Annotated in this window: 25 protein-coding genes and 2 pseudogenes; 21 read left to right on the forward strand and 6 right to left on the reverse strand. The window is 44.8% G+C overall.

What is annotated here, in order from left to right; translation table 11 throughout:
- Positions 1-12: 12 nt before the first annotated feature.
- The 6 genes and pseudogenes from FYJ60_RS11285 to ltrA all read left to right on the forward strand — a co-directional run bounded on the left by FYJ60_RS11285 (position 13) and on the right by ltrA (position 6039).
- Positions 13-663 carry a flavodoxin family protein gene (locus FYJ60_RS11285; RefSeq protein ID WP_154458782.1) on the forward strand — a complete coding sequence of 217 codons (651 nt, stop codon included), beginning with the start codon at positions 13-15 and terminating at the stop codon, positions 661-663.
- 1 nt (position 664) lies between these two features.
- Positions 665-1606 (forward strand): MBL fold metallo-hydrolase, encoded by a 942-nt coding sequence (locus tag FYJ60_RS12945; protein WP_154458783.1) that lies wholly within the window; start codon positions 665-667, stop codon positions 1604-1606.
- Between the two features lie 137 nt (positions 1607-1743).
- Positions 1744-1959 carry a helix-turn-helix domain-containing protein gene (locus FYJ60_RS11295; protein WP_154458784.1) on the forward strand — a complete coding sequence of 72 codons (216 nt, stop codon included), beginning with the start codon at positions 1744-1746 and terminating at the stop codon, positions 1957-1959.
- A gap of 417 nt (positions 1960-2376) precedes the next feature.
- Positions 2377-2880: a replication initiator protein A gene (locus FYJ60_RS11300; protein WP_235903409.1), complete on the forward strand. Its 504-nt coding sequence runs from the start codon at positions 2377-2379 to the stop codon at positions 2878-2880.
- 437 nt (positions 2881-3317) lie between these two features.
- Positions 3318-3950 (forward strand): annotated as a pseudogene (mobQ, locus tag FYJ60_RS11305) (MobQ family relaxase); the annotation flags it as partial.
- A gap of 691 nt (positions 3951-4641) precedes the next feature.
- A pseudogene (gene ltrA / locus FYJ60_RS11310) lies at positions 4642-6039 on the forward strand (group II intron reverse transcriptase/maturase).
- Between the two features lie 70 nt (positions 6040-6109).
- Here the strand turns inward: ltrA and FYJ60_RS11315 are convergent.
- A complete protein-coding gene (locus tag FYJ60_RS11315; RefSeq protein WP_154458786.1) occupies positions 6110-6781 on the reverse strand; it encodes a sigma-70 RNA polymerase sigma factor region 4 domain-containing protein in 672 nt (223 codons plus the stop codon).
- A gap of 268 nt (positions 6782-7049) precedes the next feature.
- Positions 7050-7235, reverse strand: coding sequence for a hypothetical protein (locus FYJ60_RS11320; protein WP_154458787.1), 186 nt, complete (start codon positions 7233-7235; stop codon positions 7050-7052).
- 309 nt (positions 7236-7544) lie between these two features.
- Between FYJ60_RS11320 and FYJ60_RS11325 the strand changes: the two genes are divergently transcribed.
- The gene (locus FYJ60_RS11325) at positions 7545-8147 is read left to right on the forward strand and encodes a helix-turn-helix domain-containing protein (protein WP_154458788.1); all 603 of its coding nucleotides are present in this window, start codon (positions 7545-7547) and stop codon (positions 8145-8147) included.
- A gap of 19 nt (positions 8148-8166) precedes the next feature.
- Positions 8167-8448: a helix-turn-helix domain-containing protein gene (locus tag FYJ60_RS11330; protein ID WP_154458789.1), complete on the forward strand. Its 282-nt coding sequence runs from the start codon at positions 8167-8169 to the stop codon at positions 8446-8448.
- A gap of 79 nt (positions 8449-8527) precedes the next feature.
- Here FYJ60_RS11330 and FYJ60_RS11335 read toward each other — a convergent pair whose 3' ends face one another.
- Positions 8528-9364 carry an SHOCT domain-containing protein gene (locus FYJ60_RS11335; protein ID WP_154458807.1) on the reverse strand — a complete coding sequence of 279 codons (837 nt, stop codon included), beginning with the start codon at positions 9362-9364 and terminating at the stop codon, positions 8528-8530.
- Between the two features lie 81 nt (positions 9365-9445).
- Here FYJ60_RS11335 and FYJ60_RS11340 point away from each other — a divergent pair, with 81 nt between their 5' ends.
- Entirely contained in the window at positions 9446-10651 is a 1206-nt protein-coding gene (locus FYJ60_RS11340) for a hypothetical protein (RefSeq protein ID WP_154458790.1), read from the forward strand.
- A 524-nt stretch (positions 10652-11175) separates the two neighbouring features.
- Here the strand turns inward: FYJ60_RS11340 and FYJ60_RS11345 are convergent.
- Positions 11176-11712, reverse strand: coding sequence for a TetR/AcrR family transcriptional regulator (locus FYJ60_RS11345; protein WP_154458791.1), 537 nt, complete (start codon positions 11710-11712; stop codon positions 11176-11178).
- 311 nt (positions 11713-12023) lie between these two features.
- On the opposite strand from FYJ60_RS11345, the gene FYJ60_RS11350 reads away from it, so the two are divergent.
- The 9 genes from FYJ60_RS11350 (at position 12024) to FYJ60_RS11390 (ending at position 22226) form a co-directional block, all read left to right on the forward strand.
- The gene (locus FYJ60_RS11350; RefSeq protein WP_154458792.1) at positions 12024-12956 is read left to right on the forward strand and encodes an alpha/beta hydrolase; all 933 of its coding nucleotides are present in this window, start codon (positions 12024-12026) and stop codon (positions 12954-12956) included.
- A 4-nt stretch (positions 12957-12960) separates the two neighbouring features.
- Entirely contained in the window at positions 12961-14166 is a 1206-nt protein-coding gene (locus FYJ60_RS11355; protein ID WP_154458793.1) for a pectin acetylesterase-family hydrolase, read from the forward strand.
- Positions 14167-15371: 1205 nt separating this feature from the next.
- Positions 15372-15875 (forward strand): ORF6N domain-containing protein, encoded by a 504-nt coding sequence (locus FYJ60_RS12805; RefSeq protein ID WP_330579201.1) that lies wholly within the window; start codon positions 15372-15374, stop codon positions 15873-15875.
- Positions 15841-16284, forward strand: coding sequence for a hypothetical protein (locus tag FYJ60_RS12810; RefSeq protein WP_330579202.1), 444 nt, complete (start codon positions 15841-15843; stop codon positions 16282-16284). Before FYJ60_RS12805 ends, FYJ60_RS12810 begins: the two co-directional genes overlap by 35 nt.
- Before the next feature lie 25 nt (positions 16285-16309).
- Positions 16310-16690 carry an SdpI family protein gene (locus tag FYJ60_RS11365; RefSeq protein WP_154458794.1) on the forward strand — a complete coding sequence of 127 codons (381 nt, stop codon included), beginning with the start codon at positions 16310-16312 and terminating at the stop codon, positions 16688-16690.
- Between the two features lie 386 nt (positions 16691-17076).
- A complete protein-coding gene (locus FYJ60_RS11375; protein WP_154458796.1) occupies positions 17077-17766 on the forward strand; it encodes a response regulator transcription factor in 690 nt (229 codons plus the stop codon).
- A complete protein-coding gene (locus FYJ60_RS11380) occupies positions 17763-19013 on the forward strand; it encodes a sensor histidine kinase (protein WP_330579203.1) in 1251 nt (416 codons plus the stop codon). The genes FYJ60_RS11375 and FYJ60_RS11380 overlap by 4 nt, the downstream gene beginning before the upstream one ends.
- Before the next feature lie 112 nt (positions 19014-19125).
- A complete protein-coding gene (locus FYJ60_RS11385) occupies positions 19126-19800 on the forward strand; it encodes an ABC transporter ATP-binding protein (RefSeq protein ID WP_330579204.1) in 675 nt (224 codons plus the stop codon).
- Entirely contained in the window at positions 19797-22226 is a 2430-nt protein-coding gene (locus FYJ60_RS11390) for an ABC transporter permease (protein ID WP_154458798.1), read from the forward strand. Before FYJ60_RS11385 ends, FYJ60_RS11390 begins: the two co-directional genes overlap by 4 nt.
- A 97-nt stretch (positions 22227-22323) precedes the next feature.
- Here the strand turns inward: FYJ60_RS11390 and FYJ60_RS11395 are convergent, their stop codons facing one another.
- The gene (locus FYJ60_RS11395; RefSeq protein WP_154458799.1) at positions 22324-22512 is read right to left on the reverse strand and encodes a hypothetical protein; all 189 of its coding nucleotides are present in this window, start codon (positions 22510-22512) and stop codon (positions 22324-22326) included.
- 77 nt (positions 22513-22589) lie between these two features.
- The gene (locus tag FYJ60_RS11400) at positions 22590-23114 is read right to left on the reverse strand and encodes a nitroreductase family protein (RefSeq protein ID WP_154458800.1); all 525 of its coding nucleotides are present in this window, start codon (positions 23112-23114) and stop codon (positions 22590-22592) included.
- 351 nt (positions 23115-23465) lie between these two features.
- Between FYJ60_RS11400 and FYJ60_RS11405 the strand changes: the two genes are divergently transcribed.
- From FYJ60_RS11405 to FYJ60_RS11415, 3 genes are all read left to right on the forward strand, one after another.
- On the forward strand, positions 23466-23957 hold the full coding sequence (locus FYJ60_RS11405) for a GNAT family N-acetyltransferase (protein ID WP_154458801.1): 492 nt from the start codon (positions 23466-23468) through the stop codon (positions 23955-23957).
- A 35-nt stretch (positions 23958-23992) separates the two neighbouring features.
- A complete protein-coding gene (locus tag FYJ60_RS11410) occupies positions 23993-25165 on the forward strand; it encodes an MFS transporter (RefSeq protein ID WP_154458802.1) in 1173 nt (390 codons plus the stop codon).
- A 205-nt stretch (positions 25166-25370) separates the two neighbouring features.
- A complete protein-coding gene (locus FYJ60_RS11415) occupies positions 25371-26027 on the forward strand; it encodes a nitroreductase family protein (RefSeq protein WP_154458803.1) in 657 nt (218 codons plus the stop codon).
- Positions 26028-26532 lie beyond the last annotated feature (505 nt).

Raw genomic sequence — 26532 nt, forward strand, 5'->3', positions numbered from 1 at the left:
AGGAGAATGCGTATGAGTAAAAGAATCGTTGCGGTCAACGCAGGACCGAGAATAGGGTGGAACACAGACACGCTGATTGATGAAGCGATAAAGGGTGCCGAATCTGCCGGAGCAGAGGTGGAAAAATTCGATCTTTTCAAGCTGGAAAGATATACCGGATGTATTTCTTGCTTTGGGTGTAAGAGAGAAAAGAATAAAGGTCATTGTATTTGCAGAGATGGTCTTACTCCGGTGCTCAACGCAATCCGGGAAGCGGACGGTCTGATCATCGGGTCTCCGAATTATCTTGGTGAGATGACGGCATCTTTCCGGGCACTCTATGAACGACTGATCTTTCAGAACCTGACCTATAATGCTGAAACGCCATGCTGCAATCAGAATGTGCTCCCGGTGCTTTTGATCATGACCAGCAATTCGCCGGATTATGGCTATCAAGCACTTTTGAATAATTACCAGCAGACAATGAGCAGGTTTGTCGGGCCAACTGAGGTTTTTGTCAGCGGCGAGACCTTACAGCTGAAGGACTATTCCGGGACGGACTGGGAATGGTCGATATTTGATCCGGAGGCAAAACGGATACGCCATGAGACGATTTTTCCGCAGGAGTGTCAGAAGGCGTATGAGCTTGGAGAAGCATTAATAAACAAAGCAAAGGAGGATTGAAATGGAGATCAAGGCAGTTAAATTCAGAACAGGCGGCTTTTATGCGCAGCCGTTTGTATTCGGCGGTGAAGAAGGAGCAGAGAACTTTGATCCGAAGGTCAGATATCGTGGCAGTCTTCAGAATTATCTCATCGACACAGGTGATGAGGTGATTCTTGTCGATACGGGTCTTCCCGCAGGCACCCCGGAAGAGGTGCCGGATGAGAACAGTACCCTATATACGGGAAAGGATATCTGCAGCTATATGGAGGCGTTTGCCGCTTTAGGATACAAGCCAGAACAGGTGACGAAGATTCTTCTCACACATAAGCATGGTGACCATTCCGGAGAGTTGAGGTCATTTCCGAATGCGAAAATCTATGTGAATGAGGAGGAACTTACTGCGGATGAACTGCAGGGAATTGACAATGTTGTTCCCGTCAGCTTTACGGATGGGGCTTATTATAATTTCCCTGAAAGCCAGAAAATACAGGATGGCATCTATCTGATTAAGGCAAAAGGCCATACAAATGGAAACAGCCTTGTAATCGTAGAAAATGACGACCTGTTCTATATGTTTGAGGCGGATATCACATACGTGGATGAAGCCCTCTATGAAAACAAGCTCTCCGTAGTCTTTGATGATCTTTCCGCAGCCCGTGAATCGCTTGACAGAGTACGTGAGTTTGTCCGCAATCATCCGACCGTTTATATGGGAACCCATACACCGCAGGGCTATGAGAACTTGGAAGCAAAGCGTGTGATGGATCTGGACAATCCGGTACCAACAGTATTCGCCGAAGTAGATTTTAGTAAGGCTGAAAGTTCGGGCAAGTATGTTTGTTCCATCTGTGGGTATGTCTACGATCCCGCCGAACATGAGGGAGTCGCATTCGAGGATCTGCCGGACGACTGGAAATGTCCGAGATGCGGGCAGGGTAAGGATAAATTCAACAAAGCATAACAGTTATATGATCAAAGTATCTTGGAGGCTTGCTGATTGCCAGTGAGCCTCTTTTTTGACCTTGCAGAACCAAATAAAATGATGTACTATAAGTTATACGAAATAGATAACCAATATTTTGATCACAGGTAGATGCTATGGTAAAAAATAATATAGAAGTCGATGTAAAAGTAAAATGTATAGAGCAGGGCAAGACACAGGTTAAGGTGGCAGAAGAGATTGAAACCACCAAGGCATATGTGAACCGTGTGATTAAGAAACCAGATGGGGTTGTGAACAGGACTTTTGTGCGGATGATGGAAGCTCTGGGGTATGATATTGAGCTTCACTATGTGAAGAGGAATTCGGAATAAGAATTGATAAATTCCGGTCTTTTAGAGTAATTCTGCAGTCGTGGACTTGTTTCCTCAAAGCATTTTTTCTCCGACAATTCCAAAGCGGAAAAATGCAAAACTGTTGACATTCATAGTGAAGTCTCAAGGCACGTCGAGACCATTGTGTTGCTATCACGCACGAACTCGTAGAAATCGCTGAATTCAAGCACTTTTGCGAACATTTCATCTTCGGGAAAACGGCTTGGTCTGACCGCGGAAAACAGTTCGAAAAATACATTACCGTGGTGATAGCGTTAGACCTCGTTACAGTAGCAATATAAAACCAGATAAGAACAGACAAATATACATAGTCATTAGAGGACGTTAGTTTACTGGCATTTCCAGCAGATTGACGTCCTTTTTCTTTGCAGAAATTCAGGAAAGGAGGGGAGGACGATGGTATTCGATTATTTCTACGGTCAGGAAGATGCGGAGCAGTTCCTGTTTTACCGGATCCCGAAGACATTGATCACGGGCGAAGAATTCCGCGAGGTATCCGTTGAGGTAAAGCTTCTCTGTGGACTCATGCTGGATCGCCTGTCCCTGTCAATGAAAAACGGATGGTTTGATGACCAGAACCGGGCATACATCATTTACACAGTCGAAGATATCATGAGCGACCTGCAGTGCGGAAACCAGAAAGCAGTCAAACTGCTGTCCGAGCTGAAGAAGAAAGCAGGTTTGATCAAGCGCAAGCGGCAGGGTCTTGGAAAGCCTTCGTTGACCTATGTTCTGAAGTTTTCCGCAGGCAGTCCGGACCGCACTTCAGAATCACATTTCAAGAAATGTGAAAATCACACTTCTGGGGCAGAGGAGAAAGTACCGTCACAATTCGGAATATGGTTTGGCAAGATGACGAGGACTGCGACAAGTGGTATCGCTGCTTCTACTACAACATGAGGTTGGAAGTGGAACACTTCGCCCATCACAAGTATCTGCCGAACAGCTGCTGACTTTCATCTTCCATAGCGAAGCGGTTCAAAAGAAGCTGAATATGCTGATTGAGAACCGAAAGGAAACAGAGCAACCGAACGGGAGCTAAAACCCTGTTTTGGAACAGGGCGTAATTATACACCACCTAAAGATGGTGATTGCGTTCTGCCGAAGGCCCCTTGCAGGGAGCTGGATGATTTCCGCAAAATTCTTTTGCTCCAATCATCCAGAGGAAGCTACACTTCCCCTGCGCTGGCTTTGCCAGCTACCCCTTTGTGGACTTGCCGCCGATGAGCGATTGCAAGCAATCATCCACCGCCAGCAAGCTTATACTTTCCCCATCTGACCGCTGCTGAAAAGTGTCGGTCATTTTTTATTGCACAGAGAAAGGAGGTTCAAACAAAATGCCAGTCCCCCATCTGGAGATACGAATTATTCAGAGAAGCAAAGGCAGCTTTGCCGTTGCCGGAGCAGCTTACCAAGCCGGAGAAAAATTGTTTTCCGAGTACGACCAGAAATTCAAAGACCACCACAGAAAACAGCATGAGGTTGTTTACACGGAAATCATGTTGCCGTCCAATGCTCCACCCGAATACGCAGACCGGGCAACGCTCTGGAACTCTGCCGAGGGAGTAGAGAAGCAATGGAACTCACAGCTTGCAAGGCGTTTCGTTGTTGCTCTGCCCAGAGAAGTACCGCTTGAAATGTGTCCGCAGATGTTGCAGGAATACTGCAATGAGTATTTCGTGTCCAAAGGAATGTGTTGTGATTTTGCAATCCATGACCCAGATCCTCCGGGACATAATCCCCATTGCCACATTATGCTGACGATGCGATCCATTGATGAAAATGGAAAGTGGCTTCCCAAGAGCCGCAAGGTTTATGACCTTGACGAGAACGGCGAACGCATCAAGCTCCCATCCGGCAGATGGAAAAGTCATAAGGAAGATACCGTTGACTGGAACGAACAGTACCACGCCGAAGAATGGAGACACGGCTGGAAGATTGTTCAGAACAAATATCTGGAGCTTGCCGGACAGCTTGCTGCCGTCAAAGAGGAATTACAGCCGATGAAAGATATTCGCTACTGGGTCGGTAAAGTCATCACGTCGGAACAGGCAGAACCCCAGAAGAAGCCCGAACCGAAGCACTCTATCACAGAGCGATTGAAGTATGAGCAGGAACAGCAGAAGCAGATACAGGAGCAGAAAACTCCGAAGCAGAAAAAACAGAATATGGAACTCTGACAGGCACTTGCCGTTTTCTCTCTGAAAATGTCGAGTGCCTTTTTGTTGTGCGCCCGGCGGCGCACGTTTCTAACCGGTGCAAGTCTGGAATCCGCCCGGTAGTGGGAAGGATACAGTCGAAGGCAAGGGTGTCCATCGCAAGGTGGAATCTGAAGGAAGCCGGATTCGGGGAACATACTAACCCGAGGGCAAACCTCCGGCCTGACGAACAGAAATCTCATATAAGGTTTTCGCTGAGGGTAAGACTGCAATACAAGCCGAAGCCCAGTAACTACACGGAATCAGCGGGAATAAATGAGGCAGGTAGATGGAGGGAAAGAAACGTGTGGTACCCGGGGAGGCCTGTACGATATGCTCTGAAAGGAGTAACCACCGTTGTGCTGAGCGTACTGGAGTCAGCAGAGGCCATAGTAGCGGCATTGCCGTGAAGGGCTGAATCAACAGGAGTCCCAAGTACGCCCCGGAAAGGAGGAAAGAGCGAATGGGTACAGAAAACGTCAGCAATGACGGCTGCTCACAAAGAGATAGTGTGGAACGCAAAGGGTATGTGAGAGCGCACCGCTCTTTCAACCGGATATGGAAGGAAAGGGATAGTGCAGAGCCGGACATTCTCGGGAGGGTACTGGATAAGGATAACCTTAACCGTGCCTATAAGAGAGTGAAGGCAAATAAGGGAGCGCCCGGAATCGATGGGATGACCATAGAGGACGCGCTTCCATGGCTGAAGGAGCATCAGAGCGAACTTATAGCGAAGATAAGGAGCGGACATTACACTCCGTCACCCGTGAGACGCAAAGAGATCCCAAAGCCGGACGACGGAGTACGTAAGCTTGGTATTCCGACGGTGATCGACCGTATCATCCAGCAGGCAATTGCTCAGCAGCTGATGCTCATCTATGAACCGCTGTTCTCAGACGGAAGCTACGGCTATCGTCCGGGAAGAAGTGCAAAGAATGCCATTCGGAAGATAAAGGAGTATGCGGAACAGGGATACACAAGGGCAGTTGTTCTTGACCTCTCCAAATATTTCGACACGATCAACCATGTGAAACTGCTCAATCTTCTGAGACAGAACGTCAAAGACGAGAGAGTAATCCAGTTGATCAAGCGTTATCTGAAGAGCGGAGTAATGGAAGACGGTGTTGTAGTTCCGACAGAAAAAGGTTCCCCGCAGGGCGGAAATCTTTTGTCATTGCTCGCGAACGTCTATCTGAACGAATTTGACCAGGAATTCAGAAGACGAGGGGTGCCATGCATCCGCTACGCAGACGACATCGTGCTGCTGGCAAGGAGTGAACGGGCATCACAGAGGCTTTTGGAATCCAGCGTGAAGTATCTTGAAGGAACCTTGAAATTGAAGGTGAATCGGGAGAAAAGCAGAACGGTCAGCTTGTTTGCAATCCGAAAATTTAAGTACCTTGGCTTCTGTTTCGGGAAAGGTAAGAACGGAGTGTACGTCCGTGTCCATGCGAAGTCATGGAAGAGGTTCAAGGAGAAACTGCGTATGCTCACTTCCCGGAGTAAATGAGGTAGCATAGTAGCGGCTATGAAGCGAATAGAGGTTTCTGCGCGCGGATGGCTGAATTACTACGGAATGGCGGACATGAAGACCAACATCGCCGCCCTGAACGGCTGGCTGTACAGACGCGTACGGACGTGCATCTGGAAACAGTGGAAACTGCCACGGACGCGCAAACGCAAGCTGATGGGGCTGGGTCTGCCCGAATGGGCAGCCTGTGAAGGCGCCTACAGCCGGAAAGCATACTGGCGAATGGCGAACACAGGTGTGGTTAAGACAGCTTTAACAAAAGAAAGACTGATACGCTGGGGCTTTTATGATCTAGCCGCAGCATATCAGTCTGTGCACGTCAACTGTTGAAACCGCCGTGTACCGAACGGTACGCACGGTGGTGCGAGAGGACGGCGGCTAATAACCGCCTCCTACTCGATTAATCCTCTTTGAAGAATTCTTTTTCCAGCTTCTCTATCCGCTTCCGATCTGTATAGATCGTGTTGATGGAAAGATCCAGTATTTCATGAATTTCCTTCACGCTATAGCCAGCGTCCTCCAGAAGCTTGATTTTAGCCAGCTTTTTCTGATGCTTCGCAAGAAAGTCAATGAGCTCATCGTGATTAATGTGATCCATAGCGACAGCACTTGTTGTGTCTTCAGTGGAAGGCTCCCAGCTGCTGTTCTTCTTCAGGTCTTCGATATAAGACGTCTGATTAGTTTCCATATCCTTTCCGGCTTTCGGGCATCCGACGCAGGATGCTTTGCGGCAGATAATCGGTGTTCCATGAGCGCCTTCAACACGACACTTGTGTGAACGGAGATTACGCTTATCCTCCGACCAGTCAGGCCGCATCATCACATTGAACAGTTCCTCAGGGACGGGTACCATGTAGCATTTGTACTGGCGGCTGCCTTTCCACCACATGCGGATAAGTTCTGAAGCATATCCGTGTGCTGAGGTGTCAGCAGTCTCAATATCCATTGGATACATCCGATATCCGTCAGGGGGTACGATTTCAACCCGCCCATTCTCATAGGTCTTAACTTCTACTGTTGCATAAATTCTACCATTGTCATAAAACTTTACTTCTTTGACTGGGATTGCCATCTTGGCTTCCTCGTTTCTTTCCGAAACGGGGAGTCCGTGATGACAGATTCAATTTTTTCTTCATTCAGGCCACCTTAGCGGGTTACCCCGTTTCTAATTGGCGGCCAGCTGTGCATGAAGCTGAACCAAAATTGCCTTGCTGCCTGCTCCATCCAGAGATGCACTCGTCTATCCGCGGTAGGGCGCACCGAGTGGAGCAGGGGATTACCTTGCCTTGGCTCAATCGTTAGCTGCGCGATGAGGCCGAAGGACTTTCGATATTCAGTTGTCAGTCGTAGTTCTCGATGTAGGCGTAAAGCTCAGAGAACACTTCTTCGTAGTCACCCGGATTCAAGTCATAGATGCTTCTTGCACCGTGCTCCCTGAGAATGAAGCGAACAACTTCGCTTCCGCAGATACCGGCGACCTCGTCTGCTGTGTTTTCCAGATTGATAATCCAATCTTCGTTTGACATGCTCTTGTCTCCTTTTGTCGTGGAGGCTTGCTTACCCTATGAGCAATGTCCTCGTTTGTAGGTGCATCACCAAGCGTTCGGGTCAGCCCTGATCAGAGGCTGTGACTTGTGATGCTCTCCTTACAATCACAGTGTAGAAAAGAAGCTACGAATGATAAAAGGAGCTGTTTGAAGGCTATTTTTCGTGGCGTTAATAGATGTTTCGTGACGCGAAATGTGAATTCGTTATGGTAATGAAGATGGGAAGTGCTATAATTTAATTATTCACTAGTCGAATATTTATATTCGTAAGCAGAATAAGAGGATAATATGTCTTTGAATAAACAGATAATTAAAGACAGGCTAAAAGAGACATTTAATGGTGATACGCAAGATAGAATCGCGGAGAAGATTAATTTGTCTCAATCGACGGTAAGTAAACTGCTTACTGGAGTACAGGTTCCAACAACTGATCAACTATTTGATATTTCCGAGAAGTACGGGGTATCAGTGGACTGGCTTCTTGGAAGAACAAATAAAAAAACAACCGAGACTAGTGATAAATTATCTTATGCTGGCGCGGTTGAGGATATTTTGGAATTGAAAGGAAAGGGAGCAATTGATATTACAGAAGCAGTGATTCCTTATTCCGAACATGAAAATCATTTGGTTATTGTTGACCCATTGCTTCAAAAACTCCTAAAAAAAGGCAAAGCATTGCAGGATGCAGACACATTGTCGCTTCAAGGCTGGATAGAAAACAGGCTCTGCGTTTTTAAAGGTAAAATGATCCTTCCTAAAGAGGCCTGGAAAGATCCGGATGTCGAGCAAGAATTAACTCAAGCTTTTGATGATGAACAAGATCTTTTAAATCTTTATGACCTGACCATAAAGGTGAATGAGGAAATGTTGAAGCAAATAGAAGACAAATAGAGAATGAGGCATTGAGATAATGACTGAATTTAATGATGTCATTAGTAGTAGACTGAATGAATTGTTTGCTGGTGAAACAGATTATATGACAGCGAGCAAGTTAAACATGTCTCTTGCAAATTTGAATAAAATCAGAAACGGTAAGCAACAACCAACAGCTGAAACATTAAAATTGATAAGTGAAAAATATAACGTTTCTGTTGACTGGATACTAGGCATTAAAGAGCATAGAGATATTAATGCACTAGACCTTACAACACTGACCTATGAGCAGGTATTCAGCTTAATTAGTCCGAAGTGATCACTTACAATTTCATTCAACTGCCTTGCAATCTTTGATAACTTCTGATTCGACCAGCTATCTTGTCCCATCTGAAGAATCACAAATTCAGTAACTGCTTTTTCTTCGCTTGATATTCTTCCTGAGTAATAGCCCCAGCATCGAGAAGCTTTTTATATTTGAGGATCTCGTCTGCGGCATCTGTTGTTTTTGAGTTCTCCGGAGCCCTTTGCGATTTTTGGCTCTCGCGAATGATCAGTTCAAGACATGACAAGATTTCCTGTGTTTCTTCAAGATTCTTTCGGTACTGTCCAGAGCTCCGCTTCATCCTTATTCTGACAGGATTCATATCGATATATTCTGTCGGATTATTCATATCCTTCACGGTCAGTCGAATTTTCATACTGTTCACATAATCTGATAATTTTTTCTTGCCTGTTGCCGCCCCTACAACAGCTCCGATACTTCCGAACAATGCTCCACCTATGACAGCGCTCCCAACGCCGCCGGAGACAACCGTTCCACCATCTTCCTGATACTCATAACTTACCAGATCAGAGTAATTATGAACCGGACCAAGAGCCTGCCACTTCTTATGAATCGTATCAATGTAAAATCTTTTATAGAAGCTTTTATCTGGTCTGAAGGTATCCGACACTCGTGCCTTTGCTCCAAGTCCAAGAGAAGACCGTCTTTTGTCAAACGTTTCCTTCATGATGTCGATATCACTTTTTTGTTTTTCCGGTTCTGCCTTGTTTATACCTGCAATTTCTGCTTGAAGCATATCAACGGTAGTCGACAGGTTTTTTGTCCATGTCATCGGATTATGCCCGGCTTTTTTCACACAATCAAAGCAGACAACATCGCCGCCCTTCAGTCTTACCTTATTAATTCCGAGCATTGGAAGATTTTTTCCACAAATCGCACAACTTGGCATCTTATCCCCCCTTCTCAATTTCCAAATGAACCTATAAAGCCTTTACAAAGATCTATTAGCATTAAATGAGGTGTAATGCTTATGACAACAAACAAAGACAGTCAGGACCCTCCTGTGAAATCAGAAGGTTCTCTTACATTTGAAGGGACTCTTCAGAAAATACGGATTATTTCTAATAATATTTGTTACGGTCCGGAACCTTATCCTGATGATGAAGTAGAACAGCGACTTTCGATTACTTCCGGTGGGGGCATCTGGCTAACACGTTATCGTTATGGTGGAATCGATGATAGGCCGCGGTTGCTTGGAAAAGAAAAAATTCCTGCAGATGGAGAAACCATACAAATTATTCTAGATGCCGTTGCCAAGGCCTTTAGCAAAAATGAAAACAGTATCTACGTAACAGATGTAGGTTTTTGGAATATGGAGCTTACTAATTCCAAGGGTCAAACGACAAATATAAGCGGATCGCTTGTTTCGGGTGTTCCGGAATCTTTTCCGAGTCTTTCTGATCTTATACGAGACAAACTTCATAGAAATGATCTGCTTTTATTTGATGGAAATCCTGATCGGGTAGATCGTATTGAAGTTTATTACGACAGGTACACTGAAATAAAGAATCCAAATCCTCAGGATCTGAAACTTCCATACATTAAATGGAATTACCACGAAGAAATAAAAATCGACAGAGTCACGGAGACAGTAGAACACTTTCGTCAGATTTTTGAGAGATGCGATGTGAAGAGCATTTATCACATTGAAGAGGGAGTTTCAAGTTTTCTTGATGACATGGATTTGAATGCTCTTTCGGAAGCAATAGGCAATCCGCCCGATGTTTACGTTGATCCGCATCATACAGATCAATATCAGATCCTCGTGACTACAAAGCTCGATGGTGTAAGAAAGATATCAGGTACCTTCGACAAAAATGGATTACCAAAGGATTGGCCAGAATTTGCAGATGATTTATATGATTTCCTTTCATTTTATGGTATAGGAGATTTCTTTGACAAACGTACATACGGAAAAGTTCGTCGAAAAATCAATGATCTGATTTTCTGTAATGTTGTTTTTGAAGACGGTGGAAAGAAATACTGCTATCAATCAGATGAAGATTTCGATATCGGTGACTTTGTTATTGTGCCTGCCGGAGAGGATAACCACGAGGCGGTTGTGCGAGTTGAATCGGTTGAATATCATCCGGCAGAGGAGGCTCCATTCCCACTTAATAGAATTAAGCATGTGATCAGAAAATTTGATGAGGAAAAAGATCGGGCTTTGCTTTAACACACATTTCTCTAATTCTAAATTTCCATTGTTATCTGTATACGAAAAGGCGACCATTGATCTGGCCGCCTTCTTTCAGTCTTTCTGATAAAACATGCATTCATAGCCGTCCGCCCGCAGCAGCAGGCCCGGCATCCAATCAGGGGTCTGTCCCATAATATTGCAGATCTCCTGCATGCTGGCAGCCATCGGCCCGCCTCCAGAAGCATGGTGGCATGGGTGTGACGTAAGGAATGATAATTAAACTCCATATGAAGTTCAGTCCGGCATACCCGGCAGACGTATTTGAATAAATCTGTACTGATTGCTGAACCATCGGGTCGGACACAGACCAAATCAGCCTTTTCAAGAGAAACCGCTACATCTCGCATCTGGCTGCTTGTATTGGTTTCTGGATCTGGCTGAGCAGGAATAGTGCAGATGCATGAGATAATGGAAGTCCTTTGCCTCACCGGAGAAAGAAAACAAAAGAATCACATCCATCATGTAGGCCAAAAAAAAGCAGCAGATCAAAGGAGAGCGGATTATCTATGTGTATACAGTTTGCTGAGAGTTGGCAAAACCTGTGTAAAATACTGACCAAGCTGCTGATTTATCTTTTCTGGCGTTTCTGGCATGCCTCTGTCGATCCATTCTTCAACCCAGCCGCTGATACCATCAGCGAAAAAGACCTTCTGATAGACATCCTCGTTTGAAAGGTCATTAGTCAATCCGATTTTGGCGCGGATTGCGGCACGCAGGATGTTGTCTCTTTCTGTTTTATGAAGAACTTCATAGAATGTCTGATGCTCTTTGAGGTGATGGAACAGGCTTTCGAATACGTTCCATGGCCGGGAATCAGGAGATGCTTCAAATTCCGCCGCCCATTTCTGAATCAAGGATTGAGCATGCCGATCCAGTATTTCTTCTTTGCTCTGATAATGACGGTAGAAGGAAGCGCGCCCGATACCTGCTTTATTGCAGAGTTCCCGAACGGAGATTTCATCTAAAGATCTGGTGTTTAACAAATCAATCAGTGTCTCCGCAAGTTTTTGTTCGACGTAATTATCTATGCTCTGCATGAGTCACTTTGATCCTTTCTGTCTCATTTTGTCTGAGACACTTGTCTCGATATCAGTTCTATGATAGCCTTTCGAAAAGAAAAAGGCAACAGAAGCTGATGAAAAGACCTTTTTCTTAAGGAAAGAAATTTCTTGAAGGTGAGTTGTTGAAAATGAAAGGACGGCAATAATGAGATTTCGGGATTTATCTTCACATTGGAAGAACGTGATCGTATTTCTATTTGCGGCGGCGCTGCTCCTGACTGTTTTCAGCATCCTGCATGTATATCTGACATTGGGATCGCTGATTCACGTCATGTTAGGGTGATGATATGAAATTTCGGGAATTATCAAAAAAATGGAAAGCGATTGTGGTCCTGTTTTCGGTGCTTTCGGTGCTGCTTGTGATATTCAATGTCGGGTTCGTATATTTTCTGAATTCGTACAGAAACAATTGTGCAGAGCAGAGGAATGCGATGAAAAAGGAAGATGCGGATCTGATCGGTCAAAGACTCAGCATACCCCGGAAGGATAACAATCCTGTGGCAGTAAACATATATGTTCCGGATCACGATGAACAGGAACGGATTCCGGTTGTCTTCAATATCCATGGCGGCGGTTTTGTAGCCGGGAATGCGGATGCGCTGGATACGCAGAGCAATCGTGTCGCTCAGCAGTGGAATGCAGTCATTGTCAGCGTGAACTATACAACAGCAGATCTAAAACCAATTTCTTACGGAGTGAGGGAGATTAGAGCTGCAGTCCATTATTTCTATGACCATGCAGAAGAATATCATGTGAATCCGGAAGAAATTTACATGATTGGGTATAGTGCCGGAGCGTATTATGCAGCGGAAGCGGCAAGAGATCTGGAAAAGGAAGACTGCCATTTGAAGGGCTTGATTCTTTGCTATCCGTGGACGACCGGTTTATCAAATGAAAATTTCGGAAGTGACTGGCCACAAACATTATTTATTCTTGCTGGGCAGGATCCCATCTCCCGGAAGGCAAAGAACTATATCTCCGGGATGGAAGATGCAGGTTTGGAACCGGATGTTCAGGAGTATACGGACGCGCAGCATAGTTTCATTGAGTCAAATAATCCGGAAGGGATGAATGATTCATCCGAAAGTGCGAAGAACGTGATTAATGAGAAGCAGGAGCAGCTTGCCAGAGAAGCAGAGCTTGATATAGGCAAATGGATCAATCATTCAAGCGGCATGGTATCTCTTCCGACTGAGAACAGGGCTCTGAGAGAAGGATAAGATTATGACCAGAAAAAAGAAAAGAAACATCTGTATTGTGTCAATACTGGCTGCCGTAATCATTACATTTGTGTTGTTCGGCAGTAACATCACGAATGCTGTGATCAGTATAACGATGGGAAGGGATTTACCACAGCTGTCCGGAGAACCCGAAGTCGGAAAATGGTACACGGTCAACGTTGACGATACCGTCAGCTCTGATGGAAGCAAATGGCAGGGATATTTCCGCAAAGGAAGTGAGAACAAAGTCATTCTGTATTTTTATGGCGGCGGCTTCAGTGTAAACGATTATACGGCAGCGAGGTCTATGGACGTTAAAGGGGGATTCTACAATCCCCGCATGGGTACAGGCTTAAACGTCATGACGTACGCTATAAGGAAATGGGGAATTGGAAATTCCGCTGATGACAATATGTTCAAGGACTGGACATTTATCGGAGTACCATATTGTAACGGAGACTTTCATGCTGGGACAGGCGAAAAAGAATATAGCGCATTGGATGGCAGTACCCGGACGATTTACTATCACGGATATACGAATTATCGCCACCTGATTGAGAAGATTTTTAACTATATTGATTCTTCACCGGATCAGCTGGTGATTGCAGGGTCAAGTGCCGGCGGCTTCGGAGCGGCTATACTGGCAGACGATGCCATTGAACGGTTCAATAATCCGAAAGACGTTGCGGTTCTCGTCGATAGTTCTCTGCTGATCAATGAACATTGGCATGACATCATGGTAAACGAGTGGCATACTCCCAAAGCATTCAGTGACGCCGTTACATCAGACAATATCACGCTGGATTCTCTCACTGCATTGGGTAACAATAGAGACAACGTAAAAATACTGTTTGACTGCTCCGTGCGCGACTGCAATCTGTCTTTGGCCCAACGATTTTTTGACGAAGGCTCACAGCAGGAGATGCCATTAAAAATTGGGAAAGCGGAAGGCGACAGGTTCCAGCAAATCCTGAAGCAGATGGTATCTGACATGCAGGAACAAATTCCGGGATGCGGCATCTACATCTGGGATGCGAAATCTCAGGAAGATGGGCATTTAACAGTGCATACCGCTGCGGGAACAAAAATATTTTTTGACAGCAAAAGCAGGAATCCGAGTATGGCACAGTGGCTTGAAAATGCAGTGAATGGGAAGGTGGAGAGCTTTGGCATGGAATTGCTGGATCGCAATTATTCAAATTCAAAATAAGTGTTGCGGACCGGAGATCGTTGCTAATCACGTTTTCGGTTTTTAATAGCCGAAATTCCGGCAAATATCGACACTGCATCCATCGATGCGGAATACATAACAGTCAGACGTCACATGTGAGGGCATCTGGCTGCCAGTGCCTTGATCCTGACCGGAATGGCGGTAGCCTGTTTCCTTGTCATCTTTGCGGCGGTTGCCATTGTTTTGCTGGAGATGGCAAGGGAAGGAATCGGAGGATTTATCCGCTCGTAACGTATCGACATAAAATCATTGTTGTCCGGGGACTGTCTTGCTTTTTCAGGTGGGATGGTCTCCGGATTTTTTTACTTATCGGCAGGTGGATAAAATGGCAGCGACAAGATTCATCGCTCTGCATGTGAACAGGGATAAAGACGCATCCGCCAGGGGGTGCGGACGGATCATCTGCTTTCCGATATCAAACAGAAGATTGGAGCGTTTCCCCCATGAGCAAAATTCCAGTTTTATGCCTTGGCGTTTGATAGATAAGTTTCCACAGAATATGAACGGATTTAGATATGTTTCCGAAAACAGAGGCAAATTCTGGATATGTTCCTACAGACAGCCGGGCAGCGTGATTATATTTTCTGCTGTCTCGGGGCACGTCGAGACAGTAGCTCTGCTAACGAGAACAAATTGAAAAAGTGGCTATAAAGCCCTTGTTTAAGCCATTTCTGCGGCATCAGTCTTTCTGAAAAGAGAGGCTGGTGCCGCTTTTTCTGTCAGGGAAAATGTGAATATCGCTCTGTCGTGACTGTGGAAAGGCTATTTTGATGAATTTTTGGCGGGCGAGACTTTGGCTTTGCTATTTTCAGGGGTCGAGACTGTAGAAAGGCTATTTAAGGTTTTGGTAAGATCATCATCACGAAGACATAAAAAGAGGGCGGTACGGCAGTGATACTGTATCGTCCTCGAAGACATTACAATTTATCGATGAGAATAGTTTATTCCGCCTCGGGATGCTGGGGCGTTTTTTTATTATGGAAGAAAGAAACGCCTAATGTTATCATATTACATAAACATTATGCGGAAATGAGGCTGTGGATAAAAAACAGAGGTATCTAGTTAATAAACTTTCCGCAAGAGTTGACCTGCAGAAAAAATCAGAATTTGTACAAGCATGCTTACACAATTAAAGACAGAACTTGAGATGCCCAATTGGCATCTCAAGATACATGAGGAACGTTATGGATAATGAAATCACAACAGTTGAATCGGCAGAAGTACAGACTGATACAAGGCCGATAAGGGATCTCATCTACATTGTCCGTGGGCAACAGGTCCTGCTGGATAGTGATTTGGCTGCTCTATATAAAGTGGATACGAAAGTTTTTAACCAAGCGGTTAAGAGAAATATAGAAAGATTTCCTGCGGAATTCCGGTTCCAGTTAACGCAGGAAGAATATGATTCTTTGAGGTCACAAATTGTGACCTCAAAGAAGGGGCGAGGCGGAAGGCGATATATGCCATATGTCTTTACGGAGCAGGGAGTAGCTATGCTATCTGCGGTTCTAAGGAGCGATACCGCCATTCAGGTCAGTATTCAGATCATCAAAGCATTTGTCGAGATGCGCCGTTTCATTGCGAATAATGCGGCCTTGTTTGAGCGTATTAGCTCTGTAGAATTAAAGCAGTTGGAATATCAGAAACAGACAGATGAGAAGTTCGATAAAGTTTTTTGCGTATATTGAGGATCGTGCGGAGCCAGAGCAGAAAATATTCTTTGATGGTCAGATTTATGATGCATTTGAGCTGCTGATCTCATTAGTGCAGAAGGCGACCAAGAAAATTGTTCTGATAGATGGATATGTGGATATTGGGACGCTTAATATTCTGGCAAAGAAGAATCCCGGTGTTGATGTGACAATTTATACCTTCAATAATACGCGGCTTAGTAATAGAGACATTAACACGTTTAATTCGCAATATCCAAATCTTATGGTAAAGCACATGATTGCTTTTCATGATCGCTTCCTGATTCTGGATGACACAGTCGGTTACCATGTCGGTGCATCACTAAAAGATGCTGGGAAAAAGTGTTTCGGAATCTCGCAGATTCAGGATGAGCAAACAATACAGGGCATACTGAACCGGTTGTAAATCTGAACTTGTTAGGAGAATAGCTATGACGGGATTCTGGGTTTTTATGTTGATCATGTGTCTTTTGACACCAGCTATGATGATTGGATTTGGAAAATTTTTCATGAAAGGCGGACCAAAACAGATTAATGATGCGTTTGGATATCGAACAACGAGATCTATGAAAAGTCAGGAAACCTGGAGATTTGCTCATCAATACAGCGGTAAAATATGGTTTTATAGTGGATTGGCTTTACTACCGATATCAATTGCGGCGATGCTATTCGTTTATGGAAAGAGTGTGGACATGACAGGCATTGCTGGATTGATTATCGTCATTGCACAGATGATTGTCATGATCTGCGCTATCCCGTTTACTGAAGCAACATTAAAAAGAAATTTTGATGATCTTGGAAGACATAGATAACTTCCAGTTTTATGCCTTGGCTTTTGATAGATAGCGTTCCACAGAAGGTGAACGAATTTAGATATGTTTCCGCAAACAGAGGCATATTTTCGATATGTTCCTACAGACAGTCGGGCAGCATGATTATGTTTTCCACTGTCTCGGGTCAGAGGATAACAGTGCTGACGATAGTTCCATTGTTTTATCTTTTAGAGATACAAACGATGAGAGAATTGAAGAAGCAGTACTCTGATATTAATTCAAGAATGCCTCTGCAATCCTGCCGGAGGCTATATCAGCTGGGGGATTGACTCCCCCACTGATACAAGCTTGTTTCTCACCACCTATAGAGGTGGGAGTCATCTCCCAGCTGATATATATAGTTAATAAAGAGAGGTGCATATGCTATGCCAGGTATACTCGTGGTTGAAGATGATGAAAATTTAAATCGTGGAATTACATTCTCACTGAAAAAATCCGGATATGAGGCTTTTTCAGCAGAATCAATGAAAAAAGCGAAAAGAATTGCAAGTGATAATAATGTGGATGTTACCATTTGTGATGTGAATCTTCCGGATGGGAATGGACTGGAATTTGTAAGGTGGATGAGATGCAATTATAATACATACATTATTTGTCTTACAGCACTAGATCAGGAGATGGATCAGGTCATGGGATATGAAGCAGGGGCAGATGATTATATTACAAAGCCGTTTAGTCTTTCGGTACTTCTTTTGAAAATAGAAGCACATTTCCGCCGCAGACATGAGAAAACAGAAGCCGGAAAGATGATTTCGGGAGATATCGTATTTATCGCAGGAGAAATGAAAGTCCTGATAAAGAGTCGTGAAATCAGTCTGACAAAAACGGAGTTGAAAATGCTGACTTTTTTTCTTCAGAATCCGAAACAGATTCTTTCAAAAACACAAATATTGGAAAATGTGTTTGATCTGGAAGGGGATTTTGTGGATGAAAATACAATCGCTGTCAATATCAGAAGACTCCGTGAGAAAATCGAAGACAATCCGGCTGCACCGGTTTATATAAAGAATATCAGAGGTCTTGGGTATATATGGAATCAGGAGGTAAGTCAGTGACGAAACGACATCGTAAAAAGTGGGTTGATGCCTTGTCACTGGTGCTGCCGGTTCTACTCTTTTTTGCGGTATTGAACTGCTTTACCACCTATTTATATTATCAGGATTATCAATGTAAAATGGATATCCTGACAGAAGTTGCGGCGGGCGCAGAGACCACCGGCATGGATGTTGCCGCAGGATGGCTGAAAGGAAACGACCATCAAGCCAATGAACAAGGTAAGCAATTATTAGAGCAATACGGGTACTGGGAAAACAAAGGGACTTCGTTTTATGTGCGCTTCCGGCAGAATATCATGATAACCGGCTGTACAAGTGCAGTGCTATGTCTGTCTTTGCTAACGTTCCTGTTTTACCGGAAGAAAGTTGAGTCGAAAGAAAGTCGGAAACGATTGGAGCAGCTAGAGCAAATCTTGATTGCATTTCGGGAAAATCACTTTGAGGTAGTGCCGGACACAGAAGATCATGTCGGGCAGGAAAGACTGAAATTTCAGCTTGAAGCAATCGGACATCATATCCAGCTGCTGCAAGAGGAAGCCAGAGCGGAGAAGGAAAGCACAAAGGAAATGGTATCCGACATTTCCCATCAGCTGAAAACCCCGATTGCAGCCTTGGATACCTGCTTTAGCATATTGCTGCGGAACAATCTGAGTGAGACGGAGCAACAGGAATTTCGCATCCGCTGCCGGAGTGCATTGGACGGATTGGAAACATTGTTGCAGTCTCTGCTGGAAATATCCAAACTGGAGACAGGTTTGATTCAGCTTGATCAGAAAACACTTCCCATTATGGATACGATCATCTCCGCAGTAAACCGAACGTATCCAAAGGCAGCGGAGAAAGGGATAGAACTTATTTTCGACTGCAACGAATCACTGGAGCATTGTGCACTCATGCAGGATAAACGTTGGCTTGGAGAAGCAATCATTAACGTTTTGGACAATGCCATCAAATACAGTCCAGAACATTCAAAAATCACGATCCGTCTACAAAAAAGAACCGGCTTTGTGAGAATTGAGATCGAGGATCAGGGAATTGGAATCCCGCAGAGTGAATACCATAAAATATTCCAGCGGTTTTACAGAGGGACTGCGCCGGAAGTTCGCGAAAAGAGCGGAACTGGCATCGGCCTGTATCTGTCCAGACAGATTATTGAGCAGCATGGTGGGACAATCACGGTAGCCTCCGGCAAAGTCAGAAAAGGAAGTACCTTTTTGATTCAGCTGCCGGAGAATGGACTTTCGTAGAGATGATGAGCAGAAGTCTTTCAAATCTGTAAGACTTCTGCTCTCTTTTTGAAAGTGAAATGAAAGGTTCCTTTGATACAATGCTGGTAAATAAGAAAAGGAGGCCATTGGAGTGGGCGTGATATTAGAAACGAATCAGCTTTGCAAATTTTATGGGACGGGGGAAAATCAGGTCAAAGCCGTCAATCATGTGAATATCCAGATTCAACAGGGAGAATTTGTCGCCATTGTCGGAAAATCCGGCTCCGGAAAAAGTACCCTGCTGCATATGCTGGGCGGGCTGGATACACCAACTAGCGGCAGCGTGATCTTGTCTGACAAGGACCTGTATTCCATGAAGGAGGATCAGCTTGCCGTTTTCCGGAGAAGAAAGATCGGATTTGTATTTCAGGCATTCAATCTGGTATCCTCCATCAATGTGTGGGAAAATATCGTTCTTCCGTTGGGGCTTGACGGAAAAAAAGTGGATAAAGCTTATGTCAATGATATTATCACCACACTGGGTCTTGAACACCGGATTCATAATCTTCCGAATACTCTCTCCGGAGGACAGCAGCAGCGCGTTGCGATTGCAAGAGCCTTGGTAAACAGACCGGAGATTTTGTTTGCGGATGAGCCAACCGGAAATCTTGATTCCAAGACAAGTGACGAGGTGATCGCGCTGCTGAAAATGAGCGCAAAAAAATATGGACAGACGATTGTAATGATTACCCATGATGATGAGATCGCGCAGGTTGCTGACCGTATTTTAGGCATCGAGGATGGACAGGTGGTGGATTTTAATTGAGGACGATCAGCAAAATTGCATTCAGCAACGACAAAAGAAATCGGACAAGAAGTGTCCTCATTATGACGGCGATTTGCCTGACTACCATGCTTCTGGTCATTATCAGTACAATTGGAAATGGACTGATCCTTTTACAGAAGGATCAGTCTGCAAGCTCATGCGGAAGCAACTACGGCCTGTTTATCGCCGCAGATGGTACGCAATTAAAAGAAGTGGAACGCAGAGCTGAGATATCTGATATCGGCATCATGTGTACGGAGGGCATCCTGAAAGGAAATGAAAATGGTGGCTTTGTCAGTGCGGATGAAACGGTCAGGAAAATGCTTCCCTATAATCAGGAATATGTGTTGAAGGAAGGTACCTATCCGGAAAAGGCGCAGGAAATTGCCGCAGGACGCGCTTTCTTTGATGCAGTGGGATACCATGATGTAAAGGTCGGAGACACCGTAACATTGGAGTACCGTTCCGGTATGCAGTCGGAATACGCACCGGTGGAATTTACTGTCAGCGGGATTTTATATGACCGGGATGAATATACCATCGAGGCTTCCTATGTTGTATTCGGTTCGCAGGATTTTTATAATGAGCGTGTTGCGGAGGGTGACAGGCAATATAATATCTATTTTACCTTGAGCGATTCTGCAAATGTATCTATGAATAATGTTGCGCCTGTTATAAAAGAAATCGCGGATTCCTGCGGCATTGACCAGAAAAACGTGATCATCAATGACCTCTACCTGCAGTGGGTATTGCAGCCGAGCTATGAAATGATTGTAGTTTGTGGAACCCTGATCCTCGGAATCGTGCTGTTTTCCGTTGTGGTCATTTATAATATCTTCCAGGTCGGGATCGCCCAGAAGGTTCAGGAGTACGGAAAAATCAAGGCGCTGGGTGCAACCAGAAAGCAGATGAAGCAGTTGATCTTTCGTGAGGGCATTCTTCTGGCGGTTCCTTCGATACCGCTGGGGCTGATGTTTGGTTTCCTGATTGCAAAAGTCAGCTTCAACTGGCTGGTGGAGCAGGGAAATCTGGTATCATCCGGAATGAAGAACCATCAGGTGCCTCTGTTTTCACTGACAATTATGCTCATCTGCATTTTTGTATCGTTTCTTACGGTCGTTTTGGCTCTGCGCAAACCCATGAAAATTGTTTCCCGGATTTCACCAATCGAAGCGACACGGTATCTTGGCGGCTCCAAAACGCAAAAACAGGGCAGACGAAAAGGCAGAAAAGATGTCACCGTTTTCTCCATGGCAATGGCAAATGTGACAGGCAATCCGAAAAGAACCATTGCTACGATTCTTACCATGGGGCTTTCCTGTGTATTGTTTGTAATTATCTCTAATTATGTTGGGAATATTGACACGGAGCACGAGGCTCGGATTGCAATCAACCATGGACAATTTGAGTTGCAGCTGGATTATTCCCAGAATTATGATGAAGCCTATTCGGAGAATAATCTGGACACAATCCTACAGAACAACCCACTGAATGATTCTTTGATTAAAGAAATCAAATCCATCCCCGGTGTAACGGATGTACTGACGAGAGAAATCGTCTCTGCAGATCTGAACGGAACAAAATTTCCGGTTGCAATCGTAAATCAAGAGGATTTTGAAATGATGCGCGGGGATGGCGATATCGGTTCCATGGACTATGCACAGGCTGTCAAAAACGGGGATGTTTTCTTTGGCTGGTACACGTGGATGGAAGCTGACGGGTATTCTGCGGGTGCACCGATTACATTCAACTTTGATAACGGAAGCGGAACCTATACCTATCATGGAAAAATCGCAGGCTCCTTTGTAAGCGCGGACACTTATCTGGTCATTCCGGAAGGTGTATACCGTTCCATGAATCCGAGGGGAACAGCCTATGGCTATCTGTGGGTGGACTGTGATAAAAAAGATGTTGCATCTGTGGAACAGAGTCTGAATACTTTGATTTCTAATACTTCGCATATAAAAATGGATACCTATCATGCACAGTTACAATCTGCAGAATACGCAAGCCGTATGATGAAGCTTGGCTGCTATATGTTCATGGCAATTGTCGGTCTCATCGGGTTTATGAATCTGGCAAACACCATGATCATCAATATCACCACAAAGAAGCAGGAATACGGTGTGCTGCAAGCGGTAGGCATGACCAATAAGCAATTGAATCTGAGCTTACAAATACAGGGCTTGATTTTTACGGTTGGCACCATCTGCGTCGCACTTGCTGCCGGTCTGCCCCTTGGCTATGCACTGTTTTCCTATGCGAAGCATAATGGGATTTTTGGAATGAACGTTTATCACGTTCCTCTTATCCCGATTCTTGTTATGATTCTTCTGGTTGGTATTCTACAAATTGTGCTTTCCTGTGTTTTAAGCAGTAATCTGAAAAAGAAAACGCTGGTAGAAAGAATAAGGTATCAGGGATAGCAAGTATTTCTGGGATATCCTCAGTATCATAACAGGAATTAAAAGCACTTGGTTTCAAAAAGTTTTGTACTTTTGACAAAATGCAACCGATTTTTCATCAATCAAGCCGGAGGCCCTCGGCCGCAAGCTTCAGCACATTCCTGTTATCCGAGGCAAATACAGAAACCAGTGTCCCGGTCATACTGTATCCGATGATCAGAAACAGAATACCCAGTATTCCCGCACCGGTCAGCGCATACCGGCGGTAATCCCGGACATGACCGGAGTTTCCCTTTCCATACGCCATTCCTAATTTGCATCAGAAATCATATTTATATCCTGTAACCACAGAAAAAGGGAGGCGCATAGGCCTCCCTGAAGCTGTCACTGTATTTCGTTTATAACATATTTATGTCCAGCCGGAATTTCACGCTTTGTATACACCTCGGTTGTTTTTCCGACAGCAAGAGCGCCAAGCGGGGTAAAACCATCCGGAATATTAAGCTTTCCGAGAAGGGCCTTATCCTGACTGAGTGCAGCGATCGCACCGTAGATATCGCAGTGGCCGATACCTTCCTCGACAGCGGCAAGAGACATGTTCTGGAGAATGAATCCGACGTTGGCACTGGCAACATTTCCTTCGCTGTTCGATGAGATGACGATCAACATAGGAGCGCCATACAGTGGATGCATCGATGGATTGCCGAAAAACTTCGCGGCATTGGCATCAATCTCTTTCAGAAGTTCCGGGTTGGTAATAATGGTGAAATGGATGCTGTCATACTTTCCCATTCCGATCGGTGCTTCGTATGCAGCGGTCAGGATAGAATCCAGCTGTTCCCTAGAGATCTGCTCTCCTGTATAAGAGCGGACAGATTTGCGAATATTCATGGCTTCTTGAAGTTCCATGGTTTTCATACCTCCTATATCAAAATCTATCCACATTATAAGCGCGTTTGATGAATAAAGTGTGAAAAAATAGTTAGCCCCGGAAGAGCAAATGTCATTTTCGATTACATCGTCCGGAAAGGACCAAAGAACTTGAGGTAAGAGTCGCATGACTGCAGAATTTCAGGAGCAGCAATCGAATATGAGAGATGTATCCATATCTTGAAAGTATAGGAATATTGTTATATACAATAAAGGGATGATTATGATGATTATTAAGATGGAATTGCGACAGGGCAATAGTATCTCGTAGTTATCCGGAAAAATGCTGTTCATCACGCAGTGATTTTACTTAGAATAGAAGGCATAGAGATGAATATAAAAATTAGAGAATATAGAAAAACGGATGCAGATGCGGTAATGAAGATATGGAATCAGGTTGTGGAGGGTGGCGTGGCTTTTCCGCAGGAAGATCCTCTGACTGAATACAATGCAGACGCCTTTTTCCGCCAGCAGACCTATACGGGTGTTGCCGAAGACACAGTCAGCGGAGATATTGTCGGGATGTATATTCTTCATCCGAACAATGTGGGACGCTGCGGGCATATCTGCAACGCTTCCTATGCAGTGAGAAAAGATGTTCGCGGAGAGCATATAGGAGAGCGGCTGGTAAATGATTGCCTTTTCATGGCGCGTGAAAAGGGATTTAGAATCTTACAGTTTAACGCTGTAGTAGCCAGTAACATTCATGCTGTTCATTTATATGAACGGCTTGGCTTTACGAGAATAGGAACGGTACCCGGCGGATTCCATATGCCTGATGGGACATATGAGGACATCATCCTTTTTTATCATGCAGTTTAAGGATAAATAATCAAATTCAGAACAGGAGACTTACGATGGGATTTTTAATCGCGGTTATTTATCTTATTTTTGTCAGCCTCGGGCTGCCGGACTCGCTTCTGGGATCAGGATGGCCGGCAATGCAGGCGGAACTTGGGGTTCCTTCATCCTATGCCGGATATATTTCCATGACAATCTCATTTATGACCATTATTTCCGCACTGCTGAGTCCGAGGATCATGAAGAAACTTCAAACAAAATGGATTGTTATCCTATCCATTTTGTTGACGATACTCGGCCTGGTCGGGTTTTCTGTTTCCGGAGCATACTGGATGTTTTTTGTTTTTGCAGTTCCTTATGGCCTCGGCGCCGGAGCGATTGACGCATCCATAAATAATTATGTGGCGAATCATTTCTCCGGATCTGTTATGAATTTTCTTCATTGTTTTTATGGAGTCGGAGCAGTCATCAGCCCGATCATCATGGGACTGGCGCTCAAGGTGGCACGATGGAATGAGGGCTACAGGTGGACGGCCTGCATCCAGACCGGGATCCTTCTGGTCTGCATTCTTTCTCTGCCGCTGTGGAAAAAGAATGAACAGCAAAACACGGAAATCTTATCGGAAAGTACAGGGATCAGAGAAGTTACAAAGGTTCCAGGTGTAATACCTACATTGATTGCGTTCTTTGCCTATTGTGCAGGAGAAGCAACCTGTTTCCTCTGGACGCCCAGTTATTTTGCGATAGAGAAGCAGGGGCTGCGTGCGGAACAGATCGCTTCTTTCGGTTCGCTTATTTTTGGCGGACTGATGCTGGGTAGACTGATCTCCGGATTTGTCTCCGATAAACTTGGAGACAGAGTGCTTATCAGAATCGGCATTGCGGTTGAACTTGCCGGAATTGTAATGGTCATGCTTCCTATACCGCATTACCTTGTGTCAGCCATAGGGTTTGTGGTCATCGGTACAGGAATGGGGCCGGTTTATCCTGCTATCCAGCATATGGCGCCGGAGAATTTCGGGAAAAGAAACAGCGCGGCAGTTATCGGTCTGCAGATGGCATCCGCGTATGCCGGAAGCACGTTTATGCCGATGCTGTTCGGAAATCTGCAGCAATGGCTGGGAATAGGAATCATGCCTTATTATCTGCTGCTGTTCGCACTTTTGAATTTCGGGCTCCTGGAGTATTCCTACAAGGCCATTAAAATCGGAGAAGCACAGATCAGATAAGAAGAATACCTTCATCAGAAAGCAGCGCAGCTGCAGGAATCAGGAAATGAGAATACAAAATGCGTGAATACAGACAGGATGCTATGCCGGAGGTTCCTCCGGCTGTTTCTGTCTCGACTTTCTTTACAGACGGTTTTCCGGCGACTTTCTATGATACAATCAGTTCGTTTCCTTAAACAGATTAACAGGAAGGAAGTAAGGAATCATGGAAAATATTGATATCATGAAAGCTCGTCACAGTGTGAGACAGTATGAGGATAAACCTGTTCCGGAAGAGATAAAACGGCAGATCATAGAAAAAGCAGCAATGCTGAATGACAAAAGCGGTCTCAATATCCAGCTTTTTTTCAATGAACCGGAATGCTTTAAGGCCGCAAAGCCGCATTACGGGAATTTTGTCGGCGCCAGGAATTATTTTGTTATTGTGGGCAAAAGAGACGCGGATCTGGAAGAAAGAGCCGGGTATTATGGGGAAGATCTTGTCCTTTTCCTGCAGAGCCTTGGACTAGGCAGCTGCTGGGTGGCACTAACACACGGAAAAACAAAAGCGGTTGTGCAGAGGGAAGAAAAGCAGGTTATTGTGGTTGCATTCGGCTATGGAAAGACACCGGGAGTACAGCACAAGAGCAGGCCGGTGGAAACACTCTGTTCCGTTACAGGGGAAATGCCTGACTGGTTTAAAACCGGTATGGAAGCAGCCTGTCTGTCGCCCACAGCCATGAATCAGCAGAAATTTGTGATCAGCTGGGATGGAGAAAAACTTTCTGCAAAAGTGAAGGGTCTGGGTGTTTATACGAAACTGGATCTGGGAATTGTAAAGCACGATTTTGAGCTGGCAAGCGGGCATAAGTTTGACGAGTGAGGATGGTATGACAATGGAAGAAAAAAAAGAAAAACTGGCTGAAAAGCTGAAGGCTTCGCAAAGTTTTTAGACCAGAAGCACCCTTGTATCGAGTGCTGTACCGGACAGAAGCTCGCACAAATGGAATTATGCACTCCTATAATTGTCATTCGTGGGAGGAGCAGAAACTACTCGGACCGGTCTATAATGTTGAAGACATGAAAAAAACCCTTCGTTGGGTAAAAAAGTTAAGCAGCGCCCCGGCATGTATCGGGATCTATGCCGCGCATGATCCGGAGGGACCCGGCGGAGGCGAAAATCTGTAAATGATAGGGCAAACCATATGAGATGTCGGAAAACCAGAAAGCAGGCTGGCCTTTCTGTCGGAAAGATGCTATGATCCCGTTTTCAACAGTTTCGAGATAAAAAGAGCCCAGGAATGGTTGTGTTTAAGCCATTTTCTGAGCTTTTTTACTCCCTGCAAATGTTGTATTGGTACACTGACCTGATATAAAATATTTCACAA

This window comes from Bilifractor porci (assembly GCF_009696005.1).
In the GTDB taxonomy this organism is placed as follows: Bacteria; Bacillota; Clostridia; order Lachnospirales; family Lachnospiraceae; genus Bilifractor; species Bilifractor porci.

Bases quoted from the DNA above. Each gene is read 5' to 3' on its own strand.
- FYJ60_RS11315 (WP_154458786.1), bottom strand. From the start codon at position 6,781: ATGGCAATCCCAGTCAAAGAAGTAAAGTTTTATGACAATGGTAGAATT.
- FYJ60_RS11350 (WP_154458792.1), top strand. From the start codon at position 12,024: ATGAAATTTCGGGAATTATCAAAAAAATGGAAAGCGATTGTGGTCCTG.
- FYJ60_RS11330 (WP_154458789.1), top strand. From the start codon at position 8,167: ATGACTGAATTTAATGATGTCATTAGTAGTAGACTGAATGAATTGTTT.
- FYJ60_RS11285 (WP_154458782.1), top strand. From the start codon at position 13: ATGAGTAAAAGAATCGTTGCGGTCAACGCAGGACCGAGAATAGGGTGG.
- FYJ60_RS11295 (WP_154458784.1), top strand. From the start codon at position 1,744: ATGGTAAAAAATAATATAGAAGTCGATGTAAAAGTAAAATGTATAGAG.
- FYJ60_RS11365 (WP_154458794.1), top strand. From the start codon at position 16,310: ATGACGGGATTCTGGGTTTTTATGTTGATCATGTGTCTTTTGACACCA.
- FYJ60_RS12945 (WP_154458783.1), top strand. From the start codon at position 665: ATGGAGATCAAGGCAGTTAAATTCAGAACAGGCGGCTTTTATGCGCAG.
- FYJ60_RS11320 (WP_154458787.1), bottom strand. From the start codon at position 7,235: ATGTCAAACGAAGATTGGATTATCAATCTGGAAAACACAGCAGACGAG.
- FYJ60_RS11345 (WP_154458791.1), bottom strand. From the start codon at position 11,712: ATGCAGAGCATAGATAATTACGTCGAACAAAAACTTGCGGAGACACTG.
- FYJ60_RS11335 (WP_154458807.1), bottom strand. From the start codon at position 9,364: ATGCCAAGTTGTGCGATTTGTGGAAAAAATCTTCCAATGCTCGGAATT.
- FYJ60_RS11400 (WP_154458800.1), bottom strand. From the start codon at position 23,114: ATGGAACTTCAAGAAGCCATGAATATTCGCAAATCTGTCCGCTCTTAT.
- FYJ60_RS11340 (WP_154458790.1), top strand. From the start codon at position 9,446: ATGACAACAAACAAAGACAGTCAGGACCCTCCTGTGAAATCAGAAGGT.
- FYJ60_RS11410 (WP_154458802.1), top strand. From the start codon at position 23,993: ATGGGATTTTTAATCGCGGTTATTTATCTTATTTTTGTCAGCCTCGGG.
- FYJ60_RS11405 (WP_154458801.1), top strand. From the start codon at position 23,466: ATGAATATAAAAATTAGAGAATATAGAAAAACGGATGCAGATGCGGTA.
- FYJ60_RS11300 (WP_235903409.1), top strand. From the start codon at position 2,377: ATGGTATTCGATTATTTCTACGGTCAGGAAGATGCGGAGCAGTTCCTG.
- FYJ60_RS11415 (WP_154458803.1), top strand. From the start codon at position 25,371: ATGGAAAATATTGATATCATGAAAGCTCGTCACAGTGTGAGACAGTAT.
- FYJ60_RS11395 (WP_154458799.1), bottom strand. From the start codon at position 22,512: ATGGCGTATGGAAAGGGAAACTCCGGTCATGTCCGGGATTACCGCCGG.
- FYJ60_RS12810 (WP_330579202.1), top strand. From the start codon at position 15,841: ATGAGAAGTTCGATAAAGTTTTTTGCGTATATTGAGGATCGTGCGGAG.
- FYJ60_RS11375 (WP_154458796.1), top strand. From the start codon at position 17,077: ATGCCAGGTATACTCGTGGTTGAAGATGATGAAAATTTAAATCGTGGA.
- FYJ60_RS12805 (WP_330579201.1), top strand. From the start codon at position 15,372: ATGGATAATGAAATCACAACAGTTGAATCGGCAGAAGTACAGACTGAT.
- FYJ60_RS11355 (WP_154458793.1), top strand. From the start codon at position 12,961: ATGACCAGAAAAAAGAAAAGAAACATCTGTATTGTGTCAATACTGGCT.
- FYJ60_RS11325 (WP_154458788.1), top strand. From the start codon at position 7,545: ATGTCTTTGAATAAACAGATAATTAAAGACAGGCTAAAAGAGACATTT.